We start from the raw sequence: 24,199 nt of genomic DNA on the forward strand, positions 1-24,199 counted from the left end.
CGGCCGAGCGGACCCTTCTCGTCGAAGAGCGCGGACTCGGCCAAGCCGATGCCGTGCGGTTGCGGATAGGTGGCGGCGTCCAGGCAGACCCATTCGCCGACCGGCTGTCGGTGCAGCGTGACCGTGAGATCGGTATTGATGAACAGGTATCGGTTCCAATCCAGCACCCGGCTGACACCATTGCCCGAATCCGCCGCGGCGAGTGTGCGTTCCAGCGGACTCGGCGTGGTACCGGCGACGATCGGATATTTCAGCCGGATCCAGCAGATCGCCGGGCCGGGATCGGCGAACGACCCGGACACGAAGCGATAGTCGATGCCGGTGTGGAAACCGATGGGTTGGGTCGACGGAAAGTGGGACGGCACTGCCTGATCCGGTCCGGGACGGGCGCCGGTCGGCAGGAACTGTTCGGGCAGTTCGAGCTCCGGCTCGGCGAGTTTGAATCGCCAGGCATTCGCCCGCATGACCGGTCCGCGATCGGTGGACAGAATTGCTTCGATCAGCTCCACGCTGCGCCCGGGGCGGGCCACCCGCGTCTGCACCGTCAGGGGCTCCAAGGGAACCGGGCCGAGGATTTCCACCGCGACCCGCCCGACCTGGAATCCGGCCCGCGGCTCACAGCGTTCGATCGCGTGTCCGAGCAGCGCGGATGGCGGTCCGGCGTGCTGGGCGTCGGGTGACCACGGACCGCGGGTCAGTTCGGTCGAGACGAACCGATTCGGGTTCGCCGGATCTGGGGTGTAGAAGGCGTCGGCCACGTCGTTGTCCCGTTCCGCTGGATTGTTCGTACGGTTAACGATTCTGCTACGACGCTACCCCGCGGCAACGAGCAGCCACCGCTACGCCCGGCCGAAGGCCAGGGCGACATTGTGGCCGCCGAAGCCGAACGAGTTGTTGAGCGCGAAGTCGATGCGCTGCTCGCGGGGCGCGCCCGCCACGATATCGAGGTCGATCTCCAGGTCTCGATTATCGAGATTCAATGTGGGCGGGACGATTTGGTCGCGCAGCGTCAGCATGGTGAGGATGGATTCGAGCGCACCGACCGCGCCGATCGAATGGCCGAGTGCGGATTTGGGCGCGTAGACCGATGCCTCCGGCGTCACCGCGGTGATGGCGTTGGCTTCCGACGCATCGCCGATCGATGTCGAGGTGGCGTGCGCATTGACGTGTTGAATATCCGAAACCTGCAGTCCGGCAGTGCATATCGCCTTTCGCATGGCGCGCGCCGCGCCGATGCCCTCCGGCTCCGACGCGACGATGTGATAGGCGTCCGAGGTGATCCCCGCGCCCAAAACCCGGCCGTGGATCCGCGCACCGCGCGCCCGCGCATGCCGCTCGGACTCCAGCACCAGCAGTGCCCCCGCTTCGCCGAAGACGAACCCGTCGCGATCCCGGTCGAATGGCCGCGACGCCCGCTCAGGTTCGTCATTGCGCGTGCTCATCGCCCGCATCATGGCGAAACTCGCGATCGGCACCGCATCGATATGCCCCTCGACGCCACCGGCCACCACCACATCCGCCTCGCCGGTGGTGATCAGCCGCCAGGCATGCGCGATCGCCTCCGAACCGGAGGAACAGGCCGAGACCGGCGCGAAAACCCCTGCCTTGGCACCGATTTCGAGCCCAACCGTCGCGGCCGGACCATTCGGCATGACCATCGGCACCGACATCGGCGACACCTTCCGGTAGCCGCCGTCGCGCATCGAATCGACGGCATTGATCAGTGCGTCGCCGCCGCCGAGCCCGGTGCCGATGACGACCGCGAGCCGCTCACCCTCGACCTCGGGTGCGCCCGCATTGCGCCAGACCTTGCGGCCCAGGACCAGGGCCATCTGCTCGACATAGGAGTGGCGGCGCTGTTCGACGCGGGTGAGCTGATCGCCCGGCCGTGACTTCAACTTGCCGCCGATGCGGACCGGCAGATCGTAGTCGGCCACGAAATCGTCGGCGAGCATGCCGATACCGCTGTGCCCGGCGAGCAGTCCGGACCAGGTCTGGTCGATGTCATCGGCGATCGACGTGGTCGCGGCGACCGCGGTGACCACGACGGTCGGGCAAGTTTCTGAAGCGATTGTTACAGTCACGATGTCATGAATACCTGTACCAATCGCTACAGTCAACCCATGGCTCGTCCACTCGACCACGCGAAACGCGCCGACCTGCTGGCCGGTGTCGTCGAATACATCGCCGCCCACGGCCTCGGTGACCTGTCGCTGCGCCCGCTCGCCGCAGAACTCGGCACCAGCTCGCGCATGCTGATCCACTACTTCAACACCAAGGAAGAACTGCTGGTACAGGCGCTGACCACACAGCGCCCGGATATCGCGGCGGTCTTCGCGGGGGTCTCCGATGCGGCTTCGCTGCGCGAGCGGCTCGGTGAATTCTGTGCGGTGAATATCGCGGGGGAGGCCACGACGAGTGTGCGGGTGCTGCTGCAGGTGCTGGGGGCGGCCTGTGCGCCGGGTAGTCCCTATGGCGAATACGCGAATGCCGCGATCGCGACCTTCATCGGGACGCTCGCGGATGCGCTGCGCCGAATCGAGTCCATCGATGATCCGAAAGCCGTTGCCACGCTGTTGGTTTCGGGGCTACGCGGCATCATTCAGGATCGGTTGATAACCGGTGACGTGGCGCGCACCGACCGGGCGGCGCGCAGGTTGATCGACCAAACCATCCGCTAGGCAACATATTTCGGAGCATGCGAAAACCCTGTGTCGGCCGCACCTTGCATGTGTGGCCGACACAGGGTTTTCGATGAGGAGCGTCAGGCGAGGGCGATCGCGGCGCAGAGCGCGGCGATGGCGGTGAACTGCAGGGCCACCCGGCCGTTGATCACGCTGTTCCACTTGTCCTGCAGCGCACGGGCATTCGACGGAATGACGCCGGAGTGCGCCGCGGCGGTCTGCTGGGCGTTCACCGGCTTCGCAACCCGAACGTAGATGCCGAGCCAGGTCACCAGCGCCACGACGGCGATACCCGCGGCGATCGCCGCTGCCGCGTGGCCGCAGATCGCCGCGAGAGCCGTTGTGACAACGGCGGTTACGACACCGCTGATGCCGACGATCGGCATCCTGCGGTCGCCGTAGTAGTGACCCCAGCCCGCTGAGATGGTCACCGTCCGGTCGTCCAGCTTGTCGTACACCGACCGCGTGATCAGTGCGAAGCAGGCATCTGTGCCGTAGACGACAGCGTTCGCGAGGACCGAGACGATGGCGACGACCTGGATGAGTGTGGTGATCATGAGCTGTTCCGTTCTTTGTTTGTAGCGTTGATAGAGAATCTAGCAACGCTAGAACTCTTAGTCAACCGATATCGGGATTCCACATGCCATCGCACCGATCGGATCGGTAGCGTGCTATTAGCTGAAATGCTGGGAAGGCTGATGGAATCCCGGATGGTCACACAGGTGTGCCGGTGTCCGCGGGGTTGCTGGGGTGGGTAAAATTCTGGAACGCAGCTGCAGCCAGACGCTCGGCGAGCATCTGATCGGATCAGTCCGCGGGATCATGCCTTCGGGCTCGGTGGCGGACTTGCGATCACCGCCGCCGCGGCGGTGCTGGTCCCGCCGGAACGCGCCGGATAGGCGGGCGCGGTTTCCGAGATCAACCACGAACTCGGCACCGGTTCTCCGGAAGCTACCGACCCCAGCCGTTTTCGAGCAGGTCGAACAACTCGTGGAACGCGCTCGCCGGATCTTCCCTGGTGCTCGCGACTTTGGCGGCTTCCAGCGCGAAGTGGGCGAGTCCCGCGGCCGCGAGATCATCTGCCGGTGCGCCGGTCGCCTCGGCGATCGCGGTCGCCAACGCGGATTCGTGCCGCAGCAGCATCTGGTGCGCGTACTCGCGCAGCGCGGGCGTCGAGTCGACCAGGCGATGAAAGGCCACGATTCCGGGATCGTCGCTGCGCGCGGTGCGGGTGCGCATCAGGTAGTCGCGCAGTGCGTGGATGACCGATTGCCCGGCGGTCCGGTCGCGGACAGCCGCCACCAGGTCGGCCTCGATATCCGCGTCCAGGTCGAAGACCAGTGATTCCTTATTGGGGAAGTGCTTGAACAGCGTGCTCAGCGATACGTCCGCCGCCTCGGCGACCTCCCGGACGCCGACATTGTCGTAGCCGCGTTCGGTGAACAGCTTGGTCGCGGCATCGGCCAGGGCCTGCCGCGTCTGTGCCTTCTTGCGCTCCCTGCGCCCGGTCGTCGCGGTCATGCGGCAACTCTACCCGATTAGGCTATCTGCACTAAAGTCGGAGCAGTTGTACTTTTGTAGCGACTGTGTTTTTCTGAAGCGGTTGGCAGTTCCTGAACTGCCGAGAAGGAGGTGAGCGGCCATGTCCGCAGAAATGACCGAGACGAGAACCGCACCCACGCGACAGATCCGATTGGTACTGGCCGGGGTGCTGCTGGCGATGCTGCTGGCAATGTTGGACAACGCGATCGTCGGCACCGCGATGCCGACGATCGTGCGCGAATTGGGCGGACTGTCCCACGTCGCCTGGGTGGTGACCGCCTACACCCTGCTGTCGGCGATCTCGACGCCGGTATGGGCGAAACTCGGCGACCTGTACAGCCGAAAGACCGTATTCCTCAGTGCCATCGGCGTCTTCCTGGTCGGCTCGGTACTGGCGGGCGCGTCCTGGTCGATGCCCGCGCTCATCGGATTCCGCGCACTACAGGGCCTCGGCGCGGGCGGTATCGCGGTCACCGCATTCGCCGTCATCGGCGCGCTGGTCCCGCCGCGCGAACGCGGAAAGTATCAGGGCATGACCGCCACCACGATGGCCGTCGGCACCATCGGCGGCCCGCTACTCGGCGGTGTGATCACCGAAGGTCTCGACTGGCGCTGGGCCTTCTATATCAATATTCCGCTGGGGCTGGTGGCCTTCGCCTGGTCGTGGTGGCGGCTCGAACTGCCCGCCGCGCGCAGGAAGGTGACCATCGACTACGCGGGCATTCTCGCGCTCACGACCGCGATCGCCGCCCTGGTGCTGATCGCGACCTGGGGCGGTGTCGACTACGCGTGGCTCTCGGCGCGGATCGTCGGACTCGCCGTGCTCGCGGTGGCCGCCTTGGCCGCATTCCTGGTGATCGAACGCCGGGCCGTCGATCCGGTGATCCCGCTGGGGATCTTCCGCACCCGCAATCTCACCCTGGCCGCACTGACCGCCCTGGTCGGCGGCGTGGTCATGTTCGGATCGGTGTTGTATCTGCCGCTGTTCCAGCAGACGGTACAGGGTGCATCGGCCGCGAACTCCGGGCTGCTCCTGCTGCCGATGATGTTGCCGCTGCTGGTGGTCTCCCAGATCGTCGGGAAGCGGATGACCGCGACCGGCAAGTACAAGATCTTCTTCATCCTTGGCGGGCTGTTCCTCACCGCGGGGGCAGTACTGCTGTCTATGATTGACGCCGAAACCGGCCGTGTGACAACGGGTTTCGCCATGGCGCTGATGGGCACCGGGCTCGGCTTCTCGATGCAGCTGTCCACCGCCGTCGCGCAGAACAGCGTGGAGATGCCGAATATCGGCGCGGCATCCGGTGCGGTCACACTGTTCCGAACCCTGGGCGGATCAATCGGCGTCGCGGCCTTCGGATCCCTGTTCACCAGGGTGCTACAGGGCCATGTACCCACCGAGGGACATGGCTATCTCGCGGCCTTCGCCTCCGGCACCGGCCACGTCTTCCTGGCCGCCGCCGCCATCTGCGCACTGGGCTTTCTGATCGCCTGGTTCATCGAAGAAGTTCCGTTGCGCGGCAAGGCTCCCGAGCCGGTCGCCATCGACAAGCCCGAAAGCAAGGCCGCTGCCTGATGCGGTACGGCGCCTGCTCAGGAGCGCAGGCGCCACGCCGCGATCTCGGTTCGATTCTGAAATCCCAACTTGGCCAGGATGCTGCGGACGTGCGTCTCCACCGTGCGCTCGGAAAGTACCAGCCGAGTGGCGATTTCGCGGTTGGCGAGGCCATCCGCGACCAGGTTCGCGACCTCGGTTTCGCGGGCGGTCAGCGGGTTCGCGTTGCGGCCCGCCCGGTCGATCTCGGCGAGCAGCGCATCGGCGGCCCGCAGGCGGTGCGTCATATCGAGTCGCCGAAATTCCTGTGCCGCTTCGGTTATCGCCGACCGGGCGGCGCGCAGATCCCCGGGCGCGCCCCGGGTGCGCAGCGCGTCGGCCAGCCCGAGGCGGCTCAGCGCCAGAAATGGGCGGGCGCCGATCCGGCTGTCCATCGCGATCGCACGCTGGTAGTGCTCGATCGCGGCGTCGACTCGTCCGGCAGTGAACGCGAGGTCGGCGATCGGGCGGGCGATCGAACCGGAGCACAGCACAGCGCCGCCGTCGCCGAGGTAGTAGCCGTCGTCGGAGCCGAACGCCTGGTAGGTGCGCTCGGCGGTTTCCTTGTCGCGCAACAGCACCGCGGTGAAACCGAGGTTGTAGAGCAGCCCGAGCCAATGCGGACCGATCTGGAAGGTACCGGGCAATTCCCGGAACTCCTGGAACAGCGCGCGTGCCTCGTCGAGATCGCCCGCCAGGGCGCGTGTCATCGGGAGGAAGATCCGGATCAACGGTATCTGCGGCGCATGGCGCATCGCCGCGAATCGCTCGGCGGCTTCGGTTTCGGACACATATCCCTGCACCATGTTCATCAGCCCGCGGAACGCGTGGTGCAAACCGAGCAGCGACTCGTCGCCCATCCGGATGGCGAGTTCGAATGCGGCGTTATTGCTTTCGTGAGCGGCGGCGAAATCGCCGGTCAGTGCTGCGCGGGTGGCATCGAGTCGATGCAGATGCCAGCGGGCGATCGGCAGGCGTCCCCGCTCGGCGACCTGCTCCAGCTCGATGATCGCTCGGTCGACCAGGCCGAGATCACCGAGTTGGAATGCGGCCGAGGCCTGCCATAGATAGCCCCACAGCCGGGCCAGCGGCTGACGCGCCCGGTCGCCGATTTCGATGGCGCGTTCGACGAGGCCCATTCGCTCGGCGAGGAATTGCGGCGCCGAAAGGGCGAGGTGGCGGGCATGGATGGCATCGAGCAGAGTGTCGGGGTCGCCGCTGCGTTCGGCGGTCGCCATGGCCGTCGCGGAAAGTTCTCTGGCACGGTCGCATTCGCCGATCTGTGCGGCCGCCATGGCGCGATGCGCGGTGAGCCGGGCGATCGAAGCGCTGTCGGTATCGGCGGACAAGCCGCGTAATGCGCTGCGGCACAGTTGATCCACTGTGGCGAATACCTTCGGGGTACCGATACCGTGCACCACCAGCGCGGCCGCCGCCACGAGGTCGGGGCGGCTCGCCTGCTCCGCGATCGCCCCGGCCTGTGCGCAATGGCCGATGCTGTCGTCGATGCGACCGGCCTCGAATTCGCTGCGCGCGAGTTCGATCAACAGCTCGGCCCGCAGCGGGCCGGGTGCGCTCGGTCCGGTCGCCTCGATCGCCCATTCGTGGAAGCGGATCGCCTCGTCGTAGGCGGTCGTCGCGCGGGCGGATTCGGCGGCGATGCGAGCCCAGTGTGCGCAGTCGGCGTCGGTGTCCTGGCCGCTCGCCCTTCGCAGGTGGGTCGCGATCGGTCCGGCCGCCGAAGGATCGCCCTCGGCGCGGGCGGCGAGCAACTCGGCGGCGCTGCGGTGCAATGACATTCGCTGCGAGGGCGACAATTCGGCGTAGATCGCATCGCGGATCAGCGCGTGGACGAATGCGACCGCGCCGTTGTCGGGGTGCCGGACCACACCGGCGGTCACTGCCGTATCGAGTGCCGTTTCTACATCGGCGCCCGTGAGCTGCTCGAGTAATTCCGGTTCGATCCGCTCGCCGAGCACGCTCGCGGCCCGCAATACCGTCCAGGTCGCCGCGTCGAGCCGATCGATCTGTGCCAATGCCAGCCGTCGAAAACCCGGACGGGACAATGGATCCGGATCGGATTCGCCGGACGATTCGACGACGAGCCGAACGTAGAGCGGGTTGCCGCCGGTGCGTTCGTGTAGTCGGTCGGCGGCCGCGGTATCCAGGGTGGGCGCGGCGTGGCGCAACCAATACCGGACCTCCTCGACCGATAGTCCGGTCAGCGGCATCGTCTGGGTGTGCGGCATCCGTACCAGGTCCGGCAATTGTTCGAGATAGGGCCCGTCGGCGTTGTCGCGTGCGGTGGCGACTAGAAGCAACCGCTGGTGCGGGAGTTCGGCGGCGATGTGCCGCAGCAGCAGCAGTGAGGTCCGGTCGGCCCAGTGCAGATCCTCCAGCACCACCGCGAGTCCGGCTGGGGCCGCGGCCGCTTCGAGCGCGTCGGCGAAGACGGTGAACATCCGAAACCGTTGCGAGGCCGAATCCTCCCACCGCACCGCGTCGCCGCCCGCCAGTGCTTCGGCCAACTCCGGAAGGTCGCGGCCGAGCCGATGCCACGGCCACAGCGGCGGCATCCCCGCATCGTCGACAGCGAAGCCACGGCCGACGCGCAGCCCGCACTCGGCGGCCAGCGCCGCGGTGTGCTCGGCCAGCCGGGTCTTGCCGATTCCGGCCGGTCCGTCGATCAGGACCAACCGCCCCGGTCCCGCGGCGGCCGCGAGCACAGCGGCCCGCAGGCGGGCGAGCTCGCGATGGCGACCGATCAGCGGGTCCTGCATAGGCAGCAGTATCCACGCGCTCGGCGGACCGCGCGCGAGGTTCAGTACCGCGCGTACGTGGTCGCACTGATTCGCGCCGCTGCCGTACAGCCGAAGCTCAGGACATCATTCCCGCAGATCAGGAGTATTTCCGATGTACGCACAACTCGTCTGTTTCGACGGACCACGCAGCACCGACCAATTGGTCGCGGCGGACTTCGCGTCCCGGCACCGCATCGAACCGGCGCTCGCCGGTGTCCCAGGACTGCTCACCACCTACGAGCTGCGCCGCCACGACGGGTCCGGGATGATCGTGGTGTTCGCCGAATCCGAGGATGTGCTGCTCGCCGCGCAGCGCGCGATCCTCGCCACCGAACTGCTGCCCGGCGAGGATATGGCACTGCTGCCCGGCCCCGACCGGGTGGAGACCTATCCGGTGATCGCCCATCGCGGCTCCGCCGACATCTATGCGGATCGGGGCTAGCCATGACGTGGACATTGCTCGTCGAGCCACAGCTGCAACGCGGCCAACGACACTGGGTGGTCGATCCGGCGCACAGCCGCGCCGAATTCACCGTTGCCAACTTCGGCCGCACCGTCTACGGCCGGGCGCCGATCCGGAACGGTCGGTTGACCACCGGACCCGGCGGTAGGCCCGAAACCGTTACCGGCACGGTCGATCTGGGTGCGATCGACACCGCGCATGCCCGGCGCGACCGGGATCTGCGTGCCCGGCGCCTGCTCGATCTGGACCGGTATCCGCTGATGACGTTCACCGCCGACCACATCACGGATCCGGCTGGCGAGTGGCGAGTCGCCGGGACGGCACAGGTGCGCGGGCGAGGGGTCGAACTCATCTGCACCGTAACCAGATTCGTCCTCGGTCCCGACGACACCGTCCGGCTGTTCGCCCATGCCGTGCTGGACCGGCGGGAAATCGGTATCCGCGCACCGGAGTTGATGATCGGACGGTATATCGCGATCGACCTGAATGTGCTTTTGCGCCCGGAGGCCGAGTCGGACTGACGATCTCCGGCGCGGGCCGACGAGGGGTCAGTCCGCGCCGGAGTTCGGGTGCGTGTGCTCGAACAATCGAAGCAACATGTCCGACAGCATAATTCGCTCTGCTTGACCGAGTGGGGCGAGGATCTCGTCACGCACCTGTCGCGCCTCCTTCTCGAGGGCCCGCAGCAGGGCCCGGCCGGTCTTGGTGATCCGCACCGACATTCGACGGCGATCGGCGCGATCGCGGGTGCGTTCGACCTGGCCGGCACTGGCCAATTCGTCGACGATCTTCGCCACATCGCTCGGATGGATGTCGAGCCGAATGCCCAGATCGCGCTGCGCGTGCGGCCCGAAATCGGCGAGCGCGGCGAGTACCGCCATATGCCACAGCCGAAGCCCGCGCGCCGCAAGCCGATCGGTGAACCGTCCCCGCGCGACCTTACCCACCCGCGACAACAGGTAGGTCTCGAGGCCGAGCAGGCTCGGCGGAAGTGCACGCGCGGAGTCCATGCGACAAATTATAGGGTGGAACCTACGATAGGTTCGCACCTACTAATAAGGAGACGGCATGGACGCCCTGTACTCGAGACTGCTCGTCACCCGCTTCGCCGAATGCTTCGACTTCTACTACGCCGTCCTCCCGGAGCTCATCGGCGCGAAGCTGATCAAAGGCACCGCGGCGGGCCCCTACGCGAACTGGGATGTCGACGACCAAGCGGTACTCGTGCTCTTCGATCGCGGCGCGATGTCCGAAGTCGTCGGCACCACCGATCTGCCCGTCACCGCCGCACCCGCGCAGGATGCCGTGATGTTCGTCTGCCGGGTGCCCGACGTCGGCACGGGCCTCGACCTGTGCCTGCGCAACGGCGCGACCCTGGCCGCCGCCGCGACCGATCGACCGAACTGGGGTCCGAACCTGCGCGCAGCCCACCTGCGCGACCCAGCGGGTACCCTGATCGAGCTCCAGTCCTACTGACGGGCGATGAATTCCGTCCGCCAGCACCGTCGGCACTAATACAGGCACACCGATCGGGAGGACCACCATGCAGAAAATCGTCACGAACCTCTGGTACGACACCCAGGCCGAGGAGGCCGCCGAGTTCTACTGTTCGCTGTTCGAGGATTCGAAGATCACCAGTGTCGTGCCCTACTCCGAGGTGGGTCCGCGCGAAGCCGGACTGACGATGCTCGTCGACTTCGAACTCAACGGACAGAAGTTCACCGCCATCAACGGCGGCGGCGATTACCACTACACCCACGCCATGTCGCTGCTGGTGAATTGCGACAGCCAGGACGAGGTCGACCGGCTCTGGACGGCACTGCTCGCCGACGGCGGCCAGCCGATCGAATGTGGTTGGCTCAACGACAAATACGGCATTCCCTGGCAGATCTGGCCCGTCGAAGCCGACACCCTGTTGACGAGTACCGACCGGGCGGCCGCGAACCGCGCCATGCAGGCGATGCTCGGTATGCAGAAGATCGACCTGCAGGGCATGCGGGACGCCTACGAGGGCAAGGTCAGCTGATCTGCCAGGAGCCGACCTCGCGGTATCCGGAGTTGTAGATCGCGGAGCTGTCACCCTCGGTGATCTGGTAGTGCTTCATGTTTCCGCCCCAATAGCGCAGGATCCGGCCGAGCTCATCGGCGAGATCGGCGGGCGCGGCGACGCCCTCGGGCAGGGCATCCAGATCTACCTCCAGGATGAATTTCACCCTGAGGAATGTACCGGCGCCCGGTCAGGCCTCGGGCGCTTCGCTGTATGTTCCTCCGATCGCCGGGCGGGGCGTGGACGTGGGAAGGTATCGTCGGGCGGGAAAATTTCACACACCAACGGGGGCTCGCACCAGCGGGCTGAGAGGACGGCTAGCCCAATTCGGGCGTTCAGGGCCGTCGACCGTATGAACCTGACCGGGTAATGCCGGCGTAGGGAGGATATTCATGGGCACCCCTGTAGATTCCGTGACCACCGGTCCGATCGAAGGCAGCGTCAAGCACTACCAAGAGGTCGATGAGCTGCGCATTCCGGTGCGCCGGATCAATCTGACCAATGGCGAGCACTTCGACGTCTACGACACCTCGGGCCCGTACACCGATGACACGGCGTCCATCGATCTGGAGGCCGGTCTACCGAAGCTGCGCGACAGCTGGACCAAGCCCGGGGTCGACGGTCCGCCGACCCAGCTGGCCTGGGCGCGGCAGGGCATCATTACCCCCGAGATGCGCTTCATCGCCGCGCGCGAGGGCGTCACGCCGGAGCTGGTGCGTGACGAGGTCGCGGCCGGTCGCGCGGTCATCCCGGCCAATCACAAGCATCCGGAGCTGGAGCCGACCATTATCGGCAAGAAGTTCCTGGTGAAGATCAATGCCAATATCGGCAATTCGGCCGTGTCCTCCTCGATCGCGGAGGAGGTGGAGAAGATGGTGTGGGCCACCCGCTGGGGCGCGGACACCATCATGGATCTGTCCACCGGCAAGAACATTCACGAGACGCGCGAATGGATACTGCGCAACTCGCCCGTTCCGGTCGGCACCGTGCCGATCTATCAGGCGCTGGAGAAGGTGAACGGCGATCCGACCGCGCTCACCTGGGAGATCTACCGCGACACCGTGATCGAGCAGTGCGAGCAGGGCGTCGACTATATGACCGTGCACGCCGGTGTGCTGCTGCGCTATGTGCCGCTGACCGCCAAGCGGGTCACCGGCATCGTCTCGCGCGGCGGATCCATCATGGCCGCATGGTGTCTGGCGCATCATCAGGAGTCGTTCCTGTACACCAACTTCGCCGAACTCTGCGAGATCCTGGCGCGCTACGACGTGACCTTCTCCCTCGGTGACGGCCTGCGTCCCGGCTCCATCGCCGATGCCAATGACGAGGCCCAGTTCGCCGAGCTGCGTACCCTCGGTGAGCTGACCAAGATCGCGAAATCGCATGGCGTGCAGGTCATGATCGAGGGCCCGGGGCACGTGCCGATGCACAAGATCGTGGAGAACGTGCGGCTGGAGGAGGAGCTGTGCGAGGAAGCGCCGTTCTACACCCTGGGCCCGCTCGCCACCGATATCGCACCCGCCTACGACCACATCACTTCGGCCATCGGCGCGGCCATCATCGCCCAGGCGGGCACCGCGATGCTCTGCTATGTCACGCCCAAGGAGCACCTCGGCCTGCCCAACCGCGACGACGTCAAGGTCGGCGTGATCACCTACAAGATCGCCGCGCACGCCGCTGACCTCGCCAAAGGTCATCCGCACGCCCAGGAACGGGATAACGAGCTGTCCAAGGCGCGGTTCGAATTCCGCTGGCGCGACCAGTTCGCACTCTCCCTCGATCCGGATACCGCCCGGGAGTACCACGACGAAACCCTCCCCGCCGAACCCGCCAAGACCGCTCACTTCTGCTCCATGTGCGGACCGAAGTTCTGCTCCATGCGCATCTCCGCCGATGTCCGGGAATACGCCGCGCGCCAGGGCCTCACCGAGACCGAGGCGCTGCAAGCCGGTATGGCGGAGAAGTCCGCCGAATTCGCCGACCACGGCGCACAGGTGTATTTGCCGGTCGTGTCGTAAAAATGGCGATAGCCCCGGACCAACTGGTGGTCCGGGGCTTCCCTTGGAAGGTACACGAAGAATCCGCCGCTCAGGAGTGGATTCGCACAAATTGGTGCCGAGGCAGTTGCGTGATCAGCGTTCGCGTGGGCCGATCGGGAAACCGAGGGCGCCGAAGGTGGCGTTCGAGTTGATCTCGATCTGGGTCAGCAGGGCGTTGAAATCGGCGAGCATGGAAACCACGTTCTCGGTGCGACAGCCGACCTGATCCGGCGCATCGGGAGCCAGGCGGGACTTCAGCCAGTTGAAGGTATCGGCCATGCCGAGCGACGGAAGAGTCAGGTGTTCGCTGAGGTGGTCGCGTTTGTAGACGATCGACGCGCCGTCCGCGCACCACTGCTGGTTCAGGCGATCGGTGGTCCATATCGGCACGGCCTCGTCCAGGACGCCCTGATAGATGAACAGCGGTGCGGTCGGGGTGTGTTTGCCGAGGACGGTCGCGTCGAAGACCTCGCGGATTTCCGGTAGCGCGAGGTATTGCGCGATCGGAATCGTCAGAATCCGTTGGTAATCGGTGAACATCTGGGTCAGTGCATTGCGTGGCAGGCACTGTGAGTTGGTCCGGTTCATCAGCGCCGTGCCTTCGGGCGTCAGGTACTGATCGGTCACTTCGCGAAACTTGGGGTAGGCGTTGTAGAGCGAGGAGACGCCGATGCCGATGAGGCTGGCGAACATGGATCCGTTGACGTGCAGCAGGGATTCGACATCCGAAACCGGCGCACCGAGCGCGGCGCCTCGCACGTTCAGCTCCGGCGCATAGCTCGGCTGCATCTCGGCGGCCCAACCGCTGCCCATGCCGCCGCCGGAATAACCCCACAGCGCCACCGGGGTATTCGCGCCGTCGAGGCCGAGCGGTTCGAAACGCTCGGCGGCTCGGATGCCGTCGAGGGTCATATATCCAGGCTCCTCGGCCACCGCGAGATGTCCGTTGCGGCCCTCGTAGTCCGGCACCGAAATGGCCCAGCCCTGGCTGATCAGTGCGGCGATCGCGATCAGCTCGCTCTGTGAGTGGATGCCTTCGACGCCCGGCAGCCCGGCGCCTTGCCGCAGTACGAACGACGGCGAGCAGGCGATGCTGGCACTGTCGTAGTAGAACTGCAGCGAGACCAGCGGACGCGACCGGTTCGGATCCGCGCCCGCGGGCAGGATCACGGTGCTGACCGCAGCCGTCGGCTGTCCGAACAGATCGGTGCTGCGATAGAGCAGCTGCCATGAGCGCACGCTGAGCGGAAGTACGGTCAGCACCGCCAGCTGCACCTCGCGTGCGCGCAGAATCGTGCCGACTTCCTGCGCCTCGAAACCCTCCGGCGGTTGATAGAACGAATCCTGTTGCGGCACAGGCACAGCGGTGGCGGGCGTGGCCGTGACACCTCCGATCAGCAGTGCCATCGCCATCGATAACAGCGCGGCCACCACGCGCAATCCGCGCCGATATATCGGATCCTCATCGATCACTGCCACGTCTGTTCCTTCCTCATCGACGTGACAGTGATTACAACACGACTTCCTGTTACCAACAAGAAGTCTTTCTGAACTGCTCCGGCTATCGTCGAGGTATGACCCGCAGCAAATCCGCCGCGCGGCCCGATCCGACTCCGGCGCGGCGCCGCATCCGTGGTCTCGATGCCGAGCAGCGCAGTGCGCAACGGCGCAGCCAACTGCTCGACGCGGCCACCGAACTATTTGCCGAGCAAAGCTTTTCGGGTACGTCGATCGAGCAGATCTGTCAGCGCGCGTTCGTCGGGACCAAGGGTTTCTACGATCATTTCGACAGCAAGGAAGCGTGCTACGTCGCGCTGCTCACGCACATCACCGAGCAGATTCAGCAGCGGGCCATCGAGGCGGCCACCGCCTCCGCCGAACTGCCATGGCCGCAGCGCGCACAGGCCATTATCGCGGCCTTCGTGCACGCCATTGCCGATGATCCGCGGCTGGCCAAGGTGACATTCGGCGAGGCGGGCGGCATCTCACCCGCGGTGGAGAGGCAACGGCGTAGTAATCGGCGCTGGTCGGCCGCCTTTCTCGATCAGCAGTGGTCGGGTGCGGCGGCATCGGATCCGGAGGCGCAGCGCAAGCGAATCGCTCTGGCGCTGGCGGCTATTGGCGGCATGTTCGAACTCGTCGCGGACTGGCTGCACCATCATGACGACGGTGGCGCGCCCGATACGGTCGATACGCTGATCGAGGATTTGCAGCGGTTCATCGCCGTTGTCGACGCGGGCGCACGTACTGCCGCGCGCTGAATCTCACTCGCGCGCATGCCAGATGCGCCCGCGGACCTCGCCGAGACCGATGCGCCGCGCATTCGCACCCCGGGCCGATGCCGTGATGACCACCTCGTCGCCGTCCTCCAGAAAGGTCCGGTGCAGTCCGTTCACCGTGACGGGTTCGGCTCCACCCCAGGACAATTCGATGAACGAACCGCGCTGGTCCGGTTCCGATCCGGAGATGGTGCCGGAGGCGTAGAGGTCGCCGGTGCGCGTGGCAGCGCCGTTCACGGTGAGATGGGCCAGCATCTGCGCCGGTGACCAGTACATCCGGGAATACGGTGGATGCGAGACGGTTTGGCCGTTCCAGTGCACGGCCAGGTCGATATCGAGTCCCCACCGCTGGCTGCCCCGCAGGTAGGGCAGTGGCTCGGGTTCTTGCTTCGGCAGCCGAATGCGGGCGGTCTCCAAGGCGGCCAGCGGCGTTATCCAGGCCGAGAGCGAGGTCGCGAAGGACTTGCCGAGGAACGGTCCGAGCGGCTGGTACTCCCAGGCTTGGATATCGCGTGCGGACCAATCGTTCACCAGCGCGACGCCGAAGACGTGCTCGGCGAACTGGTCGATATCGATGGGTGTGCCGAGTTCGGATCCGACTCCTACCACGAATCCGAGCTCGGCTTCGATATCGAGGCGCTGCGACGGCCCGAAAGCTGGTGTGCCGGAGGTGGTTCGGAGTTGGCCGTGCGGCCGCACGACCTCGGTCCCCGAGACGACGACGGTGCCCGCGCGTCCGTGATATCCGACCGGCAGATGCCGCCAATTGGGCAGTAGCGGTTCGGCATCGGGGCGGAAGAGTCTGCCGAGGTTCGTCGCGTGGTCGATGCTGGCGTAGAAGTCGACATAATCACTGATCTCTACTGGCAGCTTGGTGCGCACATCGTGCAGTAGATGCACGGCCTCCCTGGGGATTTCGTGATCGATCAGCTCGCGGATCCGGTCGCGCACCTCCCGCCATCGACGTGGCCCTGCCGCCATGAAGGCATTGAGACTCGGCTCGGCGAATACCGGATCCTCCAGTGCCGCGGCCAGATCGATGACTTGCTCGCCGAGTCGCACACCGACCCGGAAGTCCTGGCCCTCCGGCGCGAAGACGCCATAGGGAAGATTGTTCGGACCGAAGAGGGTGTTGTCGGGAACCTCGATGCGGGTCTTCATGCGGGCCCACGGCGCTGATTCGCGTGCGGGCGCTGATTCGGTTGCCGGTGTCCGTCGGACTGCGGTCCGCGACCGGACCAGGTCCACGCATATCCAGGATCCTCGCAGGCCAGCGCGCCTTCGCCGAGTTGGAGCGGTCGGAAGGTATCGACCATGACCGCGAGTTCATCGAAGAAATCGATGCCGATGCTGCGCTCATACGCGCCCGGCTGTGGACCGTGCGCATAACCGCCGGGGTGCACCGATACCGAACCCTGCCCGATGCCGGAACCCCTGCGCGCCTCGTAGTTTCCGCCGCAGTAGAACATGATCTCGTCGCTGTCGACATTGGAGTGGTAGTACGGCACCGGAATCGATAGCGGGTGGTAGTCGACCTTGCGCGGTACGAAATTGCACACCACGAAATTGATCCCCTCGAATGCCTGATGGGCGGGCGGCGGTTGGTGCACCCGGCCGGTGAGCGGCTCGAAATCGGCGATATTGAAGGTGAGCGGATACAGGCAGCCGTCCCAGCCGACCACGTCGAACGGGTGCGTCGCATAGATCATCCGCGTGCCGACCACCTGACCGCCGGGTCGATGCTTCACCAGCACCTCGACATCGGTCCCGGTGGCGACCAGCGGTTCCCCCGGCCCGTGCAGATCCCGCTCGCAGTACGGCGAATGTTCCAGCAGCTGACCGAATTTCGAGAGATAGCGTTTCGGCGGCGTGATATGGCTGGATGCTTCGATCACATACGCGCGCAGCGGTTCCGGGCCGCTCGGTAGCCAGCGGTGCGTGGTCGCGCGCGGAATCAGCACCTGGTCGCCCTGCCGCGCGGGGACGGCGCCGAAGACCGTTTCGACAACGGCCGCACCGGATTCCACGTACACCAGCTCGTCGCCGATGGCATTGCGGTACAGGGGTGAGGCGCCCTTGGCTACCACATAGGAGATCCGCACATCGGCATTGCCCAGCAGCAGTCGGCGGCCGGTAATCGGATCGGTTCCAGCCGGGGTATCGCCGGGGAAGAGTTCGTGCAGGCGCAGATGTCGGTGGCGCAGTGGATGATTCGGAGTGAGAGTCTGGTTCGGCAGCTCCCATACCGTCGAATCGACAATGGCGGGCGGCAGGCCGCGGTGATACAGCAACGAGGAATCGCCGGAGAAGCCCTCCTCGCCCATCAGCTCTTCGTAGTAGAGCCGTCCCCGGTCGTCTCGATGCTGGGTGTGCCGCTTCGGCGGCACCGCTCCCACCTGCCGATAGAACGCCATGACCGCACCTCCGGCTGGACCGCTGGATTTGCTTCCATCGTAGTGCCGGAAGGGCCGGTACGGTGGACATTTTGTCGGTCCTCTGCCGCCTTCTGCGGCATTTCGCCTAGCGATGGGGTGAAGTGCTGAACAATTGTCAGGCGTGACGCAATGCGCGGTACACGGCCGCCCCGACGAAGGCCCCGAGGCTCTGCGGATCCCACCCGCCCTCGCTCGCCAGCAGCGTGCGTACCGCGCCCTCACCCGCGGACACCCACAGCTCGACCAGCACCGGCAACTTGCGCTCGGCGTCCTCGGTGCCCCACGCGCGCAGCGTCGGTCGCAGCAGCGTGGTGCAGCGCTCGATGGCGAGCTTGCGACCGCGCCCGAACGAATCCGCAACGGCCGGGTCGGGATTGCCGTACAGCAGCCGCCACGCATCCGGTCGCTCGGCTGCCTTCTCCAGCAGTGCGCGGAAGCCGTCGACGAATACGGTCTCGCCCGCGTCGACATCGCGGGGCGGCAGCACCTCGAGCACTCCGCCGACCAGGAAGCTCTCCTCGCGCTGGATGAGCGCCTCGATCAACTCGACGCGATCCGGGAAGCAGGCGTAGACCACCGGTCGGGTCACATTCATCCGATCGGCGATCGCGGCCATGGTGACCGCCGCGACACCGTGCTGGACGGCAATCGCCAGCGCGGTGTCGAGCACCTGGGGGCGGCGACGCTCCGGGCCCAAATGCTGTGCCCGCTGCCGTGGCCGCACCGCCGTCTCGCTACCCATGGGCACCAAGATATCAGCGTTGCTCACCGAGTTCGCCCTGGTACCGGGCCTGAAGATCAAATTCCTACATCTGTGAACAATAATGCTACAGTCGCGAATGAAGTGGCCGGTTCGTTGTCCGGATCAATGAGGAGTCATCGATGACGGAAACTCTGTTCAACCCGAAGACCTGCGAATTCGCCGAGTTCGATGCGGAGACCCGCAGGCTCCTGCGCGCCACCGTGGAGTGGTTCGAGGCCAGGGGTAAAGCGGCGCTGAAGCACGACGATCGGGAACGGATCTGGTACGCCGACTTCCTCGATTTCGTGAAGCGCGAGCGTGTCTTCGCCACCTTCCTCACCCCGGCGGCCGAGGCCAATGGCGATCCGAACAAGCGCTGGGATACCGGCCGGATCGCCATGATGAGCAAGATTCTCGGCTTCTACGGCATGTCCTACTGGTACGTCTGGCAGGTCACCATTCTGGGGCTGGGCCCGATCTGGCAGAGCGAGAACAAGGCCGCCAAGCAGCAGGCCGCCGCGCTGCTGGATTCCGGTGAGATCTTCGCCTTCGGACTCTCGGAGAAGGAACACGGCGCGGATGTCTACTCGACGGACATGGTGCTTACACCCGAGCCTGGTGGCGGCTATACGGCTTCCGGCAGTAAGCATTACATCGGCAACGGCAATCTGGCCGGGATGGTGTCGGTATTCGGTCGGCGGGCCGACAAACCCATCATCGACAGCGCGAAGGCGCTGGAAAGCAAGCCGACGCAGGAGGATTACGAGGGGTATCTGTTCTTCGTCGCGGACAGCAAACACAAGAACTACAAGTTGCGCCGCAATGTCGTCGACAGCCAGATGTATGTGGCGGCCTTCGATCTGGAGAAATATCCGGTCGCCGAGGCGGACATCCTGCATCGCGGCGAGGATGCTTTCCACGCCGCGATGAATACGGTCAATGTCGGCAAGTTCAATCTCGGATTCGGTGCGGTCGGCGCCTGTGAACACGCCTTCTACGAGGCGATCACCCACGCTGAGAACCGAATCCTGTTCGGGCACCGGGTAACCGAGTTCCCGCAGGTGCAATCGCTGCTGACCGATTCCTACGCGCGGCTGCTCGGCATGAAGCTCTACAGTGAGCGCGCCATCGACTACATGCGCTCCGCATCCCCGGACGACCGTCGCTACCTGCTGTTCAACGCGATCGAGAAGATGACCGTGACCCGGCAGGGACAGCGGATCACCGAGGATCTCGCGGATGTGATCGCGGCCCGCGGTTTCGAAAACGATATGTATTTCCCGATGGCGATGCTCGGGCTCTTCGGACTGCCGCGGCTCGAAGGCACCGTGCACGTGAATATGGCGCTGTCGCTGAAATTCATGGCCAACTACATGTTCCATCCCGCCGATGCCGGATTGGTCGCGCTGCGTTACCTGCCCGGTGCGGGTGTCGCGCCCAAGGGGACGGTTCGGGCTGTTTCCGGTGCGCTGAGCTGGTCGAGCCGCAAGCTCACCCCGCGCGCCGGTGCGGCGATACCCAAGCTGCGCGCCGAATTAGCCGGTGCCAGTTACGATCCCGTGCCCACGCGCCGCGATGCTGCCGACGACGAATTCCTGTTCCGGCAGGGCCCGAGCAGCGGCCTCGGCCGAATCCGCTTCCGCGACTGGCGCCCGGCCTTCGAAAAGTTCGCGCACGTACCGAACGTCGCACTCTTCATGGAACAGGCCCTCGCCTTCCAGACCCTGCTGGCCGCCGCCGCGCCGACCGCAACACAACAGCGCGACGTAGATTTCCTCTTCGCCTTAGGCGAACTGTTCACCGCCGTGCCATACGCCCAACTCATCCTGGAACAGGCCGAAATCGAGGGCACCACAACAGATGTCCTGGACCAACTCTTCGACGTCTTCGTCCGCGAATTCTCCAAGAACGCCCTGACCCTGCATACCAAGCCCACCGCAACCAAGTCCCAACAGACCCGCGCCCTAGACCTCGTCCGCCGCCCGATCCCCTCCCGCGTGCGCTTCGACAAAGTGCTCGCGCATGCCCGAGCACACGCGGGTGGTTACGAAATGAACCCTTGAATCGAACGCCCGCTGAAACGGCGTGTTCTGCGCGACCAACGGGCAAGAGATCTGGGCGTTGGATCCGTGCGGTGGCCGATCGCAGATCGGGCGCATGGGTATGAAATGAACCCGTAGCTGACGACACGGATTGTCGTCGCGGTACGACTCGCCGACCCCACGGCGATACGCTGATGTTGCCTTGCGCATGATCTGTGTCGATCGGTTGCGCGCCTGTACCGTTAGGACATGACCGCCGTGCATGAGTCACTCATGACAACCGAGGAGTTCGAGGAACTTGCTCGGGCGGCCGATCGTATTTCGGAGGGTGTGCGACTCGAGTTCATCGACGGACAACTGGGGGCCAAGGCAATGCCGGATGGGGACCACGGACGGATCATGCAGTGGTTGATCCGCACCTTTTTGCTGTTCCGTCCCGAGCTGTTTCTGGCTGCAGAACAAGGACTGAGGGTTGAGCGGTACCAGAAGGGGCGTGCGCGACCGGACGGTGCACTGGCCGATTCCGAGGCATTCGTCGGCCAAGGGGAGTGGGCCGATCCAGCTCCAGTTCTGCTGGTTGTCGAGGTGACGTCCAACGACCAGGACACCGAGCGTCGTGATCGGCAGGAGAAACCGCGGGCATATGCGGCGACTGGCATTCCGATCTACCTGCTGATCGACCGAGATTCGTGCGAGGTCACCGTCCATAGCTCCCCCCAGTCGGGGCGATACGAGCAGATTCTGAGGGTGCCGTTCGGAGCGACGGTCAAGCTGCCCGAACCGGTGAATCTCGAGCTGGACACCGACCCGCTGAAGAACTGGGTGCGCTGATCCTCAGTCGGTGAATTCGGCGATCACTGGGGCGTGGTCGCTGGGGCTCTTACCTTTTCGTTCCTCGCGGTCGACAAACCCGTCCACTGCGCGGTTAGCGAGGGTGGGGGAGGCGAGGATGAAATCGATGCGCATGCCTTCTTTTCGGGGGAAGCGCAGTTGGGTGTAGTCCCAGTAGGTGTAGACGCCGGGGCCGGGGGCGTAGGGGCGCATGACGTCGGCGAAGCCGGTTTCGACGATGGCGTTGAAGGCGTCGCGTTCGGGTTGGGACGTATGGGTTTTGTCGGCGAAGAATTCGACGGACCAGACGTCGTCGTCGGTCGGGGCGATATTCCAGTCGCCGACCAGCGCGATCTGCGCCTGCGGATTCTCGGCGAGCCACTGGGCGCCGTTGGCGCGCAGGGCGGCAAGCCATTCCAGTTTGTAGGTGTAGTGCGGGTCGTGCAGGGTGCGGCCGTTGGGGACGTACAGGCTCCACACCCGCACTCCGCCGCAGGTCGCACCGAGTGCGCGCGATTCCACGATCGGGGTGCTGATCAGCGATTCGGCCGCATCCTTGTCGAAGCCGGGCTGGTCCGGGAACGCGGCCTCCACATCGTCGAGGCCGATGCGCGAGGCGATGGCGACACCGTTCCACTGGTTCAACCCGATATGGGCGACCTCATAGCCGAGTTCGTCGAAGCGTTCGAACGGGAACTGGTCGTCGCGGCATTTGGTTTCCTGCATGGCGAGCACATCGATGTCCTGGCGGTCGAGGAAGTCCGCCACCCGGTCGAGGCGGGAGCGGATCGAATTGACGTTCCAGGTCGCGAGACGCACGGATGCCTTCCTTCGCAATGGGCTATAGGTCTGTTGTACCGCAGGACCGCAGGTTCAGCGAGAGCCGTCCGGCACGGCATAGCGGTAGGTGTGGTGGTCGAGGAAGCCCAACTCGTGATACATCGCGATGGCCCCGGTATTTTCGGCCTCGACCTGGAGATAGGCGTGGGTGGCGCCGCGGTCGGCGCCCCAGCGGATCAGCTCCGCGCAGATCAGCGAGCCCAGTCCGTGCCTGCGGTGTTCGGCCGCCACCGCGACGCAGGTCAGGCCGATCCAGCGGCGGCCGTCCGGCGCGGTGGTGAGTGCGCCGCGGCCGATCGCGATGGGTTGCGGCAATCCGAGCGAGGCGAAACCCACCTCGCCGTCGTGCACGGCCGTCAGCACCTCTGCCACCGGCGGCGTCGAAACGGGTTGTGTCGCAGGATCTTCGCCGTTGTAACGGTGCATCGACAACCAGGCGTCATCGGGTGCGGGCACGATGCGCACCATCCGCGGCCCCTGCGGCAGTACGAAATTCTCGATATCGATCGCCAGCAGCTTGGTTTCCCGCCAACTGCGCCAGCCCGGTGGCAGTGCTGCCAGCCGATCGGGCAGCGCGATCTGCACCGGCAGCCCGTGCGCGGTGTACCACTCGCCGATCCGCTGCATCGTATCCGCGCCCAGCGCCGCCGGACCGTCCGAGCTGCCGAGCGGCACAGCGGAATTGGCGCGGTTGGTATAGCCGTTCCCGGCCCGCAGCAGCCAGCCGTCGATCCAACCCTGTTCGATACCGGGCCAGCCGTAGGCCGCCGCGGCCTCCAGTGCCCGAATCTCCCTGGTGCGAATCGGCCTCGGCCCCAACGCTTTCATCGCGACCACGCGATCCACCGCGACCGCGACGACCTGCCCGTCCGCGGCCCGCACGGTAGGCGGATCCAGCGAAACCAGTTCCCCGATCACATCTGTGAGTGGCTGGGGATAACCCGCAGGCAACCGGTACCGCAGCACCACGCGCCGACCCAACTGGATATCGGGCAATAACGAATCACCCGCAGGATCAGTCATCGTGTCCGAACGGGTCGGGCACGCTACCCGGAATCCAGCTGAGTCCCGGTGTGCCCCAACCGTTCCGCTTGATCGCCTTCTTGGCCGCGCGGGCATTGCGGCCGATCAGCACATCCACATAGAGGAATCCGTCGAGATGTCCGACCTCGTGCTGCAGCATACGCGCGAAGAAACCCTTGCCCTCGATCTCGACCGGTTCGCCGTGCTCGTCGGTTCCGGTGACGCGCGCCCATTCGGCGCGGCCGGTGGGGAACTGCTCACCGGGCACCGACAGGCAGCCCTCGTCATTGTCATCGGGATCCGGCATGGTCTCCGGAATCTCCGAGGTCTCCAGCACCGGATTGATCACCGCGCCCTTGCGCCGGACGGCCGAACCGTTGGCGCCGACATCGGGGCAGTCGTAGACGAACAGCCGCAGCGGCACGCCGACCTGGTTCGCGGCCAGTCCGACGCCGTTGGCGGCATCGAGCGTCTCGTACATATCCGCGATCAGCTCGGCCAGTTCCTCCGGCGTCTGGGTGACCTGCTCGGTCGGATTGTGCAGAACCGGGTCACCGACGATCACGATGGGGAGGATTGCCATGGGGGCAATTATTGCCGATGGGCTCGCACGGGTCGCAGCCGCCGCGATCGCGGGTGGTCGCGACTCGCTACCGACCGGTAGCGAACACGCCGCGACGGTGCTGGGGCGATCCCACGGCCCGTGGTTGAATGATCCGCGACGTACAAGCATCATTTTCCTCTGGTGGTCACTCGGCGAGGGAGCAAGATGGACGGCGCAGCGGCTCGGAATCTTTCCGGGATCCAGGACGGCCCTTCTGCGAGCGAAGATGTCAC

The 24,199-nt window shown here is 65.5% G+C and carries 24 protein-coding genes; 10 read left to right on the forward strand and 14 right to left on the reverse strand.

All coding sequences use genetic code 11. The features are described 5' to 3' along the window. Both NP3_RS29535 and NP3_RS29540 read right to left on the reverse strand, forming a co-directional pair. On the reverse strand, nucleotides 1-758 hold a 758-nt coding region (locus NP3_RS29535; protein ID WP_063044906.1), incomplete at its 3' end, for a thioesterase family protein. An 81-nt stretch (nucleotides 759-839) separates the two neighbouring features. Continuing rightward, on the reverse strand, nucleotides 840-2,084 hold the full coding sequence (locus NP3_RS29540) for a KasA/KasB family beta-ketoacyl-ACP synthase (RefSeq protein ID WP_063044884.1): 1,245 nt from the start codon (nucleotides 2,082-2,084) through the stop codon (nucleotides 840-842). A 39-nt stretch (nucleotides 2,085-2,123) separates the two neighbouring features. Between NP3_RS29540 and NP3_RS29545 the strand changes: the two genes are divergently transcribed. Beyond that, complete coding sequence (locus NP3_RS29545) at nucleotides 2,124-2,681, forward strand: TetR/AcrR family transcriptional regulator (protein WP_063044885.1); 558 nt, start codon at nucleotides 2,124-2,126, stop codon at nucleotides 2,679-2,681. An 83-nt stretch (nucleotides 2,682-2,764) separates the two neighbouring features. Here NP3_RS29545 and NP3_RS29550 read toward each other — a convergent pair whose 3' ends face one another. Together NP3_RS29550 and NP3_RS29555 are read right to left on the reverse strand one after the other, a co-directional pair. After that, nucleotides 2,765-3,241 carry a DUF1772 domain-containing protein gene (locus NP3_RS29550; RefSeq protein WP_063044886.1) on the reverse strand — a complete coding sequence of 159 codons (477 nt, stop codon included), beginning with the start codon at nucleotides 3,239-3,241 and terminating at the stop codon, nucleotides 2,765-2,767. Nucleotides 3,242-3,635: 394 nt separating this feature from the next. Beyond that, complete coding sequence (locus NP3_RS29555) at nucleotides 3,636-4,205, reverse strand: TetR/AcrR family transcriptional regulator (RefSeq protein WP_063044887.1); 570 nt, start codon at nucleotides 4,203-4,205, stop codon at nucleotides 3,636-3,638. A 121-nt stretch (nucleotides 4,206-4,326) separates the two neighbouring features. Here NP3_RS29555 and NP3_RS29560 point away from each other — a divergent pair, with 121 nt between their 5' ends. Next, the gene (locus tag NP3_RS29560) at nucleotides 4,327-5,802 is read left to right on the forward strand and encodes an MDR family MFS transporter (protein WP_218024960.1); all 1,476 of its coding nucleotides are present in this window, start codon (nucleotides 4,327-4,329) and stop codon (nucleotides 5,800-5,802) included. A 17-nt stretch (nucleotides 5,803-5,819) separates the two neighbouring features. Here the strand turns inward: NP3_RS29560 and NP3_RS29565 are convergent, their stop codons facing one another. Then, complete coding sequence (locus tag NP3_RS29565; RefSeq protein WP_063044889.1) at nucleotides 5,820-8,600, reverse strand: ATP-binding protein; 2,781 nt, start codon at nucleotides 8,598-8,600, stop codon at nucleotides 5,820-5,822. Nucleotides 8,601-8,733: 133 nt separating this feature from the next. On the opposite strand from NP3_RS29565, the gene NP3_RS29570 reads away from it, so the two are divergent. Both NP3_RS29570 and NP3_RS29575 read left to right on the forward strand, forming a co-directional pair. After that, complete coding sequence (locus NP3_RS29570; RefSeq protein WP_063044890.1) at nucleotides 8,734-9,063, forward strand: hypothetical protein; 330 nt, start codon at nucleotides 8,734-8,736, stop codon at nucleotides 9,061-9,063. A 2-nt stretch (nucleotides 9,064-9,065) separates the two neighbouring features. Continuing rightward, nucleotides 9,066-9,605, forward strand: coding sequence for a YceI family protein (locus tag NP3_RS29575; RefSeq protein WP_063044891.1), 540 nt, complete (start codon nucleotides 9,066-9,068; stop codon nucleotides 9,603-9,605). 27 nt (nucleotides 9,606-9,632) lie between these two features. Here NP3_RS29575 and NP3_RS29580 read toward each other — a convergent pair whose 3' ends face one another. Further along, nucleotides 9,633-10,094, reverse strand: a complete 462-nt coding sequence (locus tag NP3_RS29580) for a MarR family winged helix-turn-helix transcriptional regulator (RefSeq protein WP_063044892.1) — start codon at nucleotides 10,092-10,094, stop codon at nucleotides 9,633-9,635. 58 nt (nucleotides 10,095-10,152) lie between these two features. On the opposite strand from NP3_RS29580, the gene NP3_RS29585 reads away from it, so the two are divergent. Both NP3_RS29585 and NP3_RS29590 read left to right on the forward strand, forming a co-directional pair. Beyond that, nucleotides 10,153-10,560: a VOC family protein gene (locus NP3_RS29585; protein WP_063044893.1), complete on the forward strand. Its 408-nt coding sequence runs from the start codon at nucleotides 10,153-10,155 to the stop codon at nucleotides 10,558-10,560. Between the two features lie 67 nt (nucleotides 10,561-10,627). Beyond that, complete coding sequence (locus NP3_RS29590; RefSeq protein WP_063044894.1) at nucleotides 10,628-11,110, forward strand: VOC family protein; 483 nt, start codon at nucleotides 10,628-10,630, stop codon at nucleotides 11,108-11,110. On the opposite strand, the gene NP3_RS29595 is transcribed toward NP3_RS29590, so the two are convergent. Then, nucleotides 11,103-11,297 carry a hypothetical protein gene (locus NP3_RS29595; RefSeq protein ID WP_063044895.1) on the reverse strand — a complete coding sequence of 65 codons (195 nt, stop codon included), beginning with the start codon at nucleotides 11,295-11,297 and terminating at the stop codon, nucleotides 11,103-11,105. The genes NP3_RS29590 and NP3_RS29595 overlap by 8 nt on opposite strands. Nucleotides 11,298-11,523: 226 nt before the next feature. Here NP3_RS29595 and thiC point away from each other — a divergent pair, with 226 nt between their 5' ends. Then, nucleotides 11,524-13,149: a phosphomethylpyrimidine synthase ThiC gene (gene thiC, locus NP3_RS29600; protein ID WP_063044907.1), complete on the forward strand. Its 1,626-nt coding sequence runs from the start codon at nucleotides 11,524-11,526 to the stop codon at nucleotides 13,147-13,149. 114 nt (nucleotides 13,150-13,263) lie between these two features. Here thiC and NP3_RS29605 read toward each other — a convergent pair whose 3' ends face one another. After that, nucleotides 13,264-14,649 (reverse strand): lipase family protein, encoded by a 1,386-nt coding sequence (locus NP3_RS29605; RefSeq protein ID WP_157124615.1) that lies wholly within the window; start codon nucleotides 14,647-14,649, stop codon nucleotides 13,264-13,266. A gap of 95 nt (nucleotides 14,650-14,744) precedes the next feature. Here NP3_RS29605 and NP3_RS29610 point away from each other — a divergent pair, with 95 nt between their 5' ends. Next, a complete protein-coding gene (locus NP3_RS29610; protein ID WP_063044897.1) occupies nucleotides 14,745-15,431 on the forward strand; it encodes a TetR/AcrR family transcriptional regulator in 687 nt (228 codons plus the stop codon). A gap of 3 nt (nucleotides 15,432-15,434) precedes the next feature. On the opposite strand, the gene fahA is transcribed toward NP3_RS29610, so the two are convergent. The 3 genes from fahA to NP3_RS29625 all read right to left on the reverse strand — a co-directional run bounded on the left by fahA (nucleotide 15,435) and on the right by NP3_RS29625 (nucleotide 18,626). Next, a complete protein-coding gene (gene fahA, locus NP3_RS29615; protein WP_063044898.1) occupies nucleotides 15,435-16,610 on the reverse strand; it encodes a fumarylacetoacetase in 1,176 nt (391 codons plus the stop codon). After that, nucleotides 16,607-17,863 carry a homogentisate 1,2-dioxygenase gene (locus NP3_RS29620; protein ID WP_063044899.1) on the reverse strand — a complete coding sequence of 419 codons (1,257 nt, stop codon included), beginning with the start codon at nucleotides 17,861-17,863 and terminating at the stop codon, nucleotides 16,607-16,609. The genes fahA and NP3_RS29620 overlap by 4 nt, the downstream gene beginning before the upstream one ends. 136 nt (nucleotides 17,864-17,999) lie before the next feature. Beyond that, nucleotides 18,000-18,626: a TetR/AcrR family transcriptional regulator gene (locus NP3_RS29625; protein WP_063044900.1), complete on the reverse strand. Its 627-nt coding sequence runs from the start codon at nucleotides 18,624-18,626 to the stop codon at nucleotides 18,000-18,002. 140 nt (nucleotides 18,627-18,766) lie between these two features. Here NP3_RS29625 and NP3_RS29630 point away from each other — a divergent pair, with 140 nt between their 5' ends. Further along, the gene (locus NP3_RS29630) at nucleotides 18,767-20,689 is read left to right on the forward strand and encodes an acyl-CoA dehydrogenase family protein (RefSeq protein ID WP_063044901.1); all 1,923 of its coding nucleotides are present in this window, start codon (nucleotides 18,767-18,769) and stop codon (nucleotides 20,687-20,689) included. Between the two features lie 228 nt (nucleotides 20,690-20,917). Then, nucleotides 20,918-21,499 carry a Uma2 family endonuclease gene (locus tag NP3_RS29635; RefSeq protein ID WP_063044902.1) on the forward strand — a complete coding sequence of 194 codons (582 nt, stop codon included), beginning with the start codon at nucleotides 20,918-20,920 and terminating at the stop codon, nucleotides 21,497-21,499. Nucleotides 21,500-21,502: 3 nt separating this feature from the next. On the opposite strand, the gene NP3_RS29640 is transcribed toward NP3_RS29635, so the two are convergent. The 3 genes from NP3_RS29640 to NP3_RS29650 are packed head-to-tail and all read right to left on the reverse strand — an operon-like array spanning nucleotide 21,503 to nucleotide 23,945. Then, nucleotides 21,503-22,318, reverse strand: a complete 816-nt coding sequence (locus tag NP3_RS29640; RefSeq protein ID WP_063044903.1) for an exodeoxyribonuclease III — start codon at nucleotides 22,316-22,318, stop codon at nucleotides 21,503-21,505. A gap of 54 nt (nucleotides 22,319-22,372) precedes the next feature. Continuing rightward, nucleotides 22,373-23,362, reverse strand: a complete 990-nt coding sequence (locus tag NP3_RS29645; RefSeq protein ID WP_063044904.1) for an N-acetylglutamate synthase, CG3035 family — start codon at nucleotides 23,360-23,362, stop codon at nucleotides 22,373-22,375. Continuing rightward, the gene (locus NP3_RS29650; protein ID WP_063044905.1) at nucleotides 23,355-23,945 is read right to left on the reverse strand and encodes a peptide deformylase; all 591 of its coding nucleotides are present in this window, start codon (nucleotides 23,943-23,945) and stop codon (nucleotides 23,355-23,357) included. The genes NP3_RS29645 and NP3_RS29650 overlap by 8 nt, the downstream gene beginning before the upstream one ends. Nucleotides 23,946-24,199: the final 254 nt, after the last annotated feature.

This window comes from Nocardia pseudovaccinii NBRC 100343, assembly GCF_001613225.1.
Lineage (GTDB): Bacteria > Actinomycetota > Actinomycetes > Mycobacteriales > Mycobacteriaceae > Nocardia > Nocardia pseudovaccinii.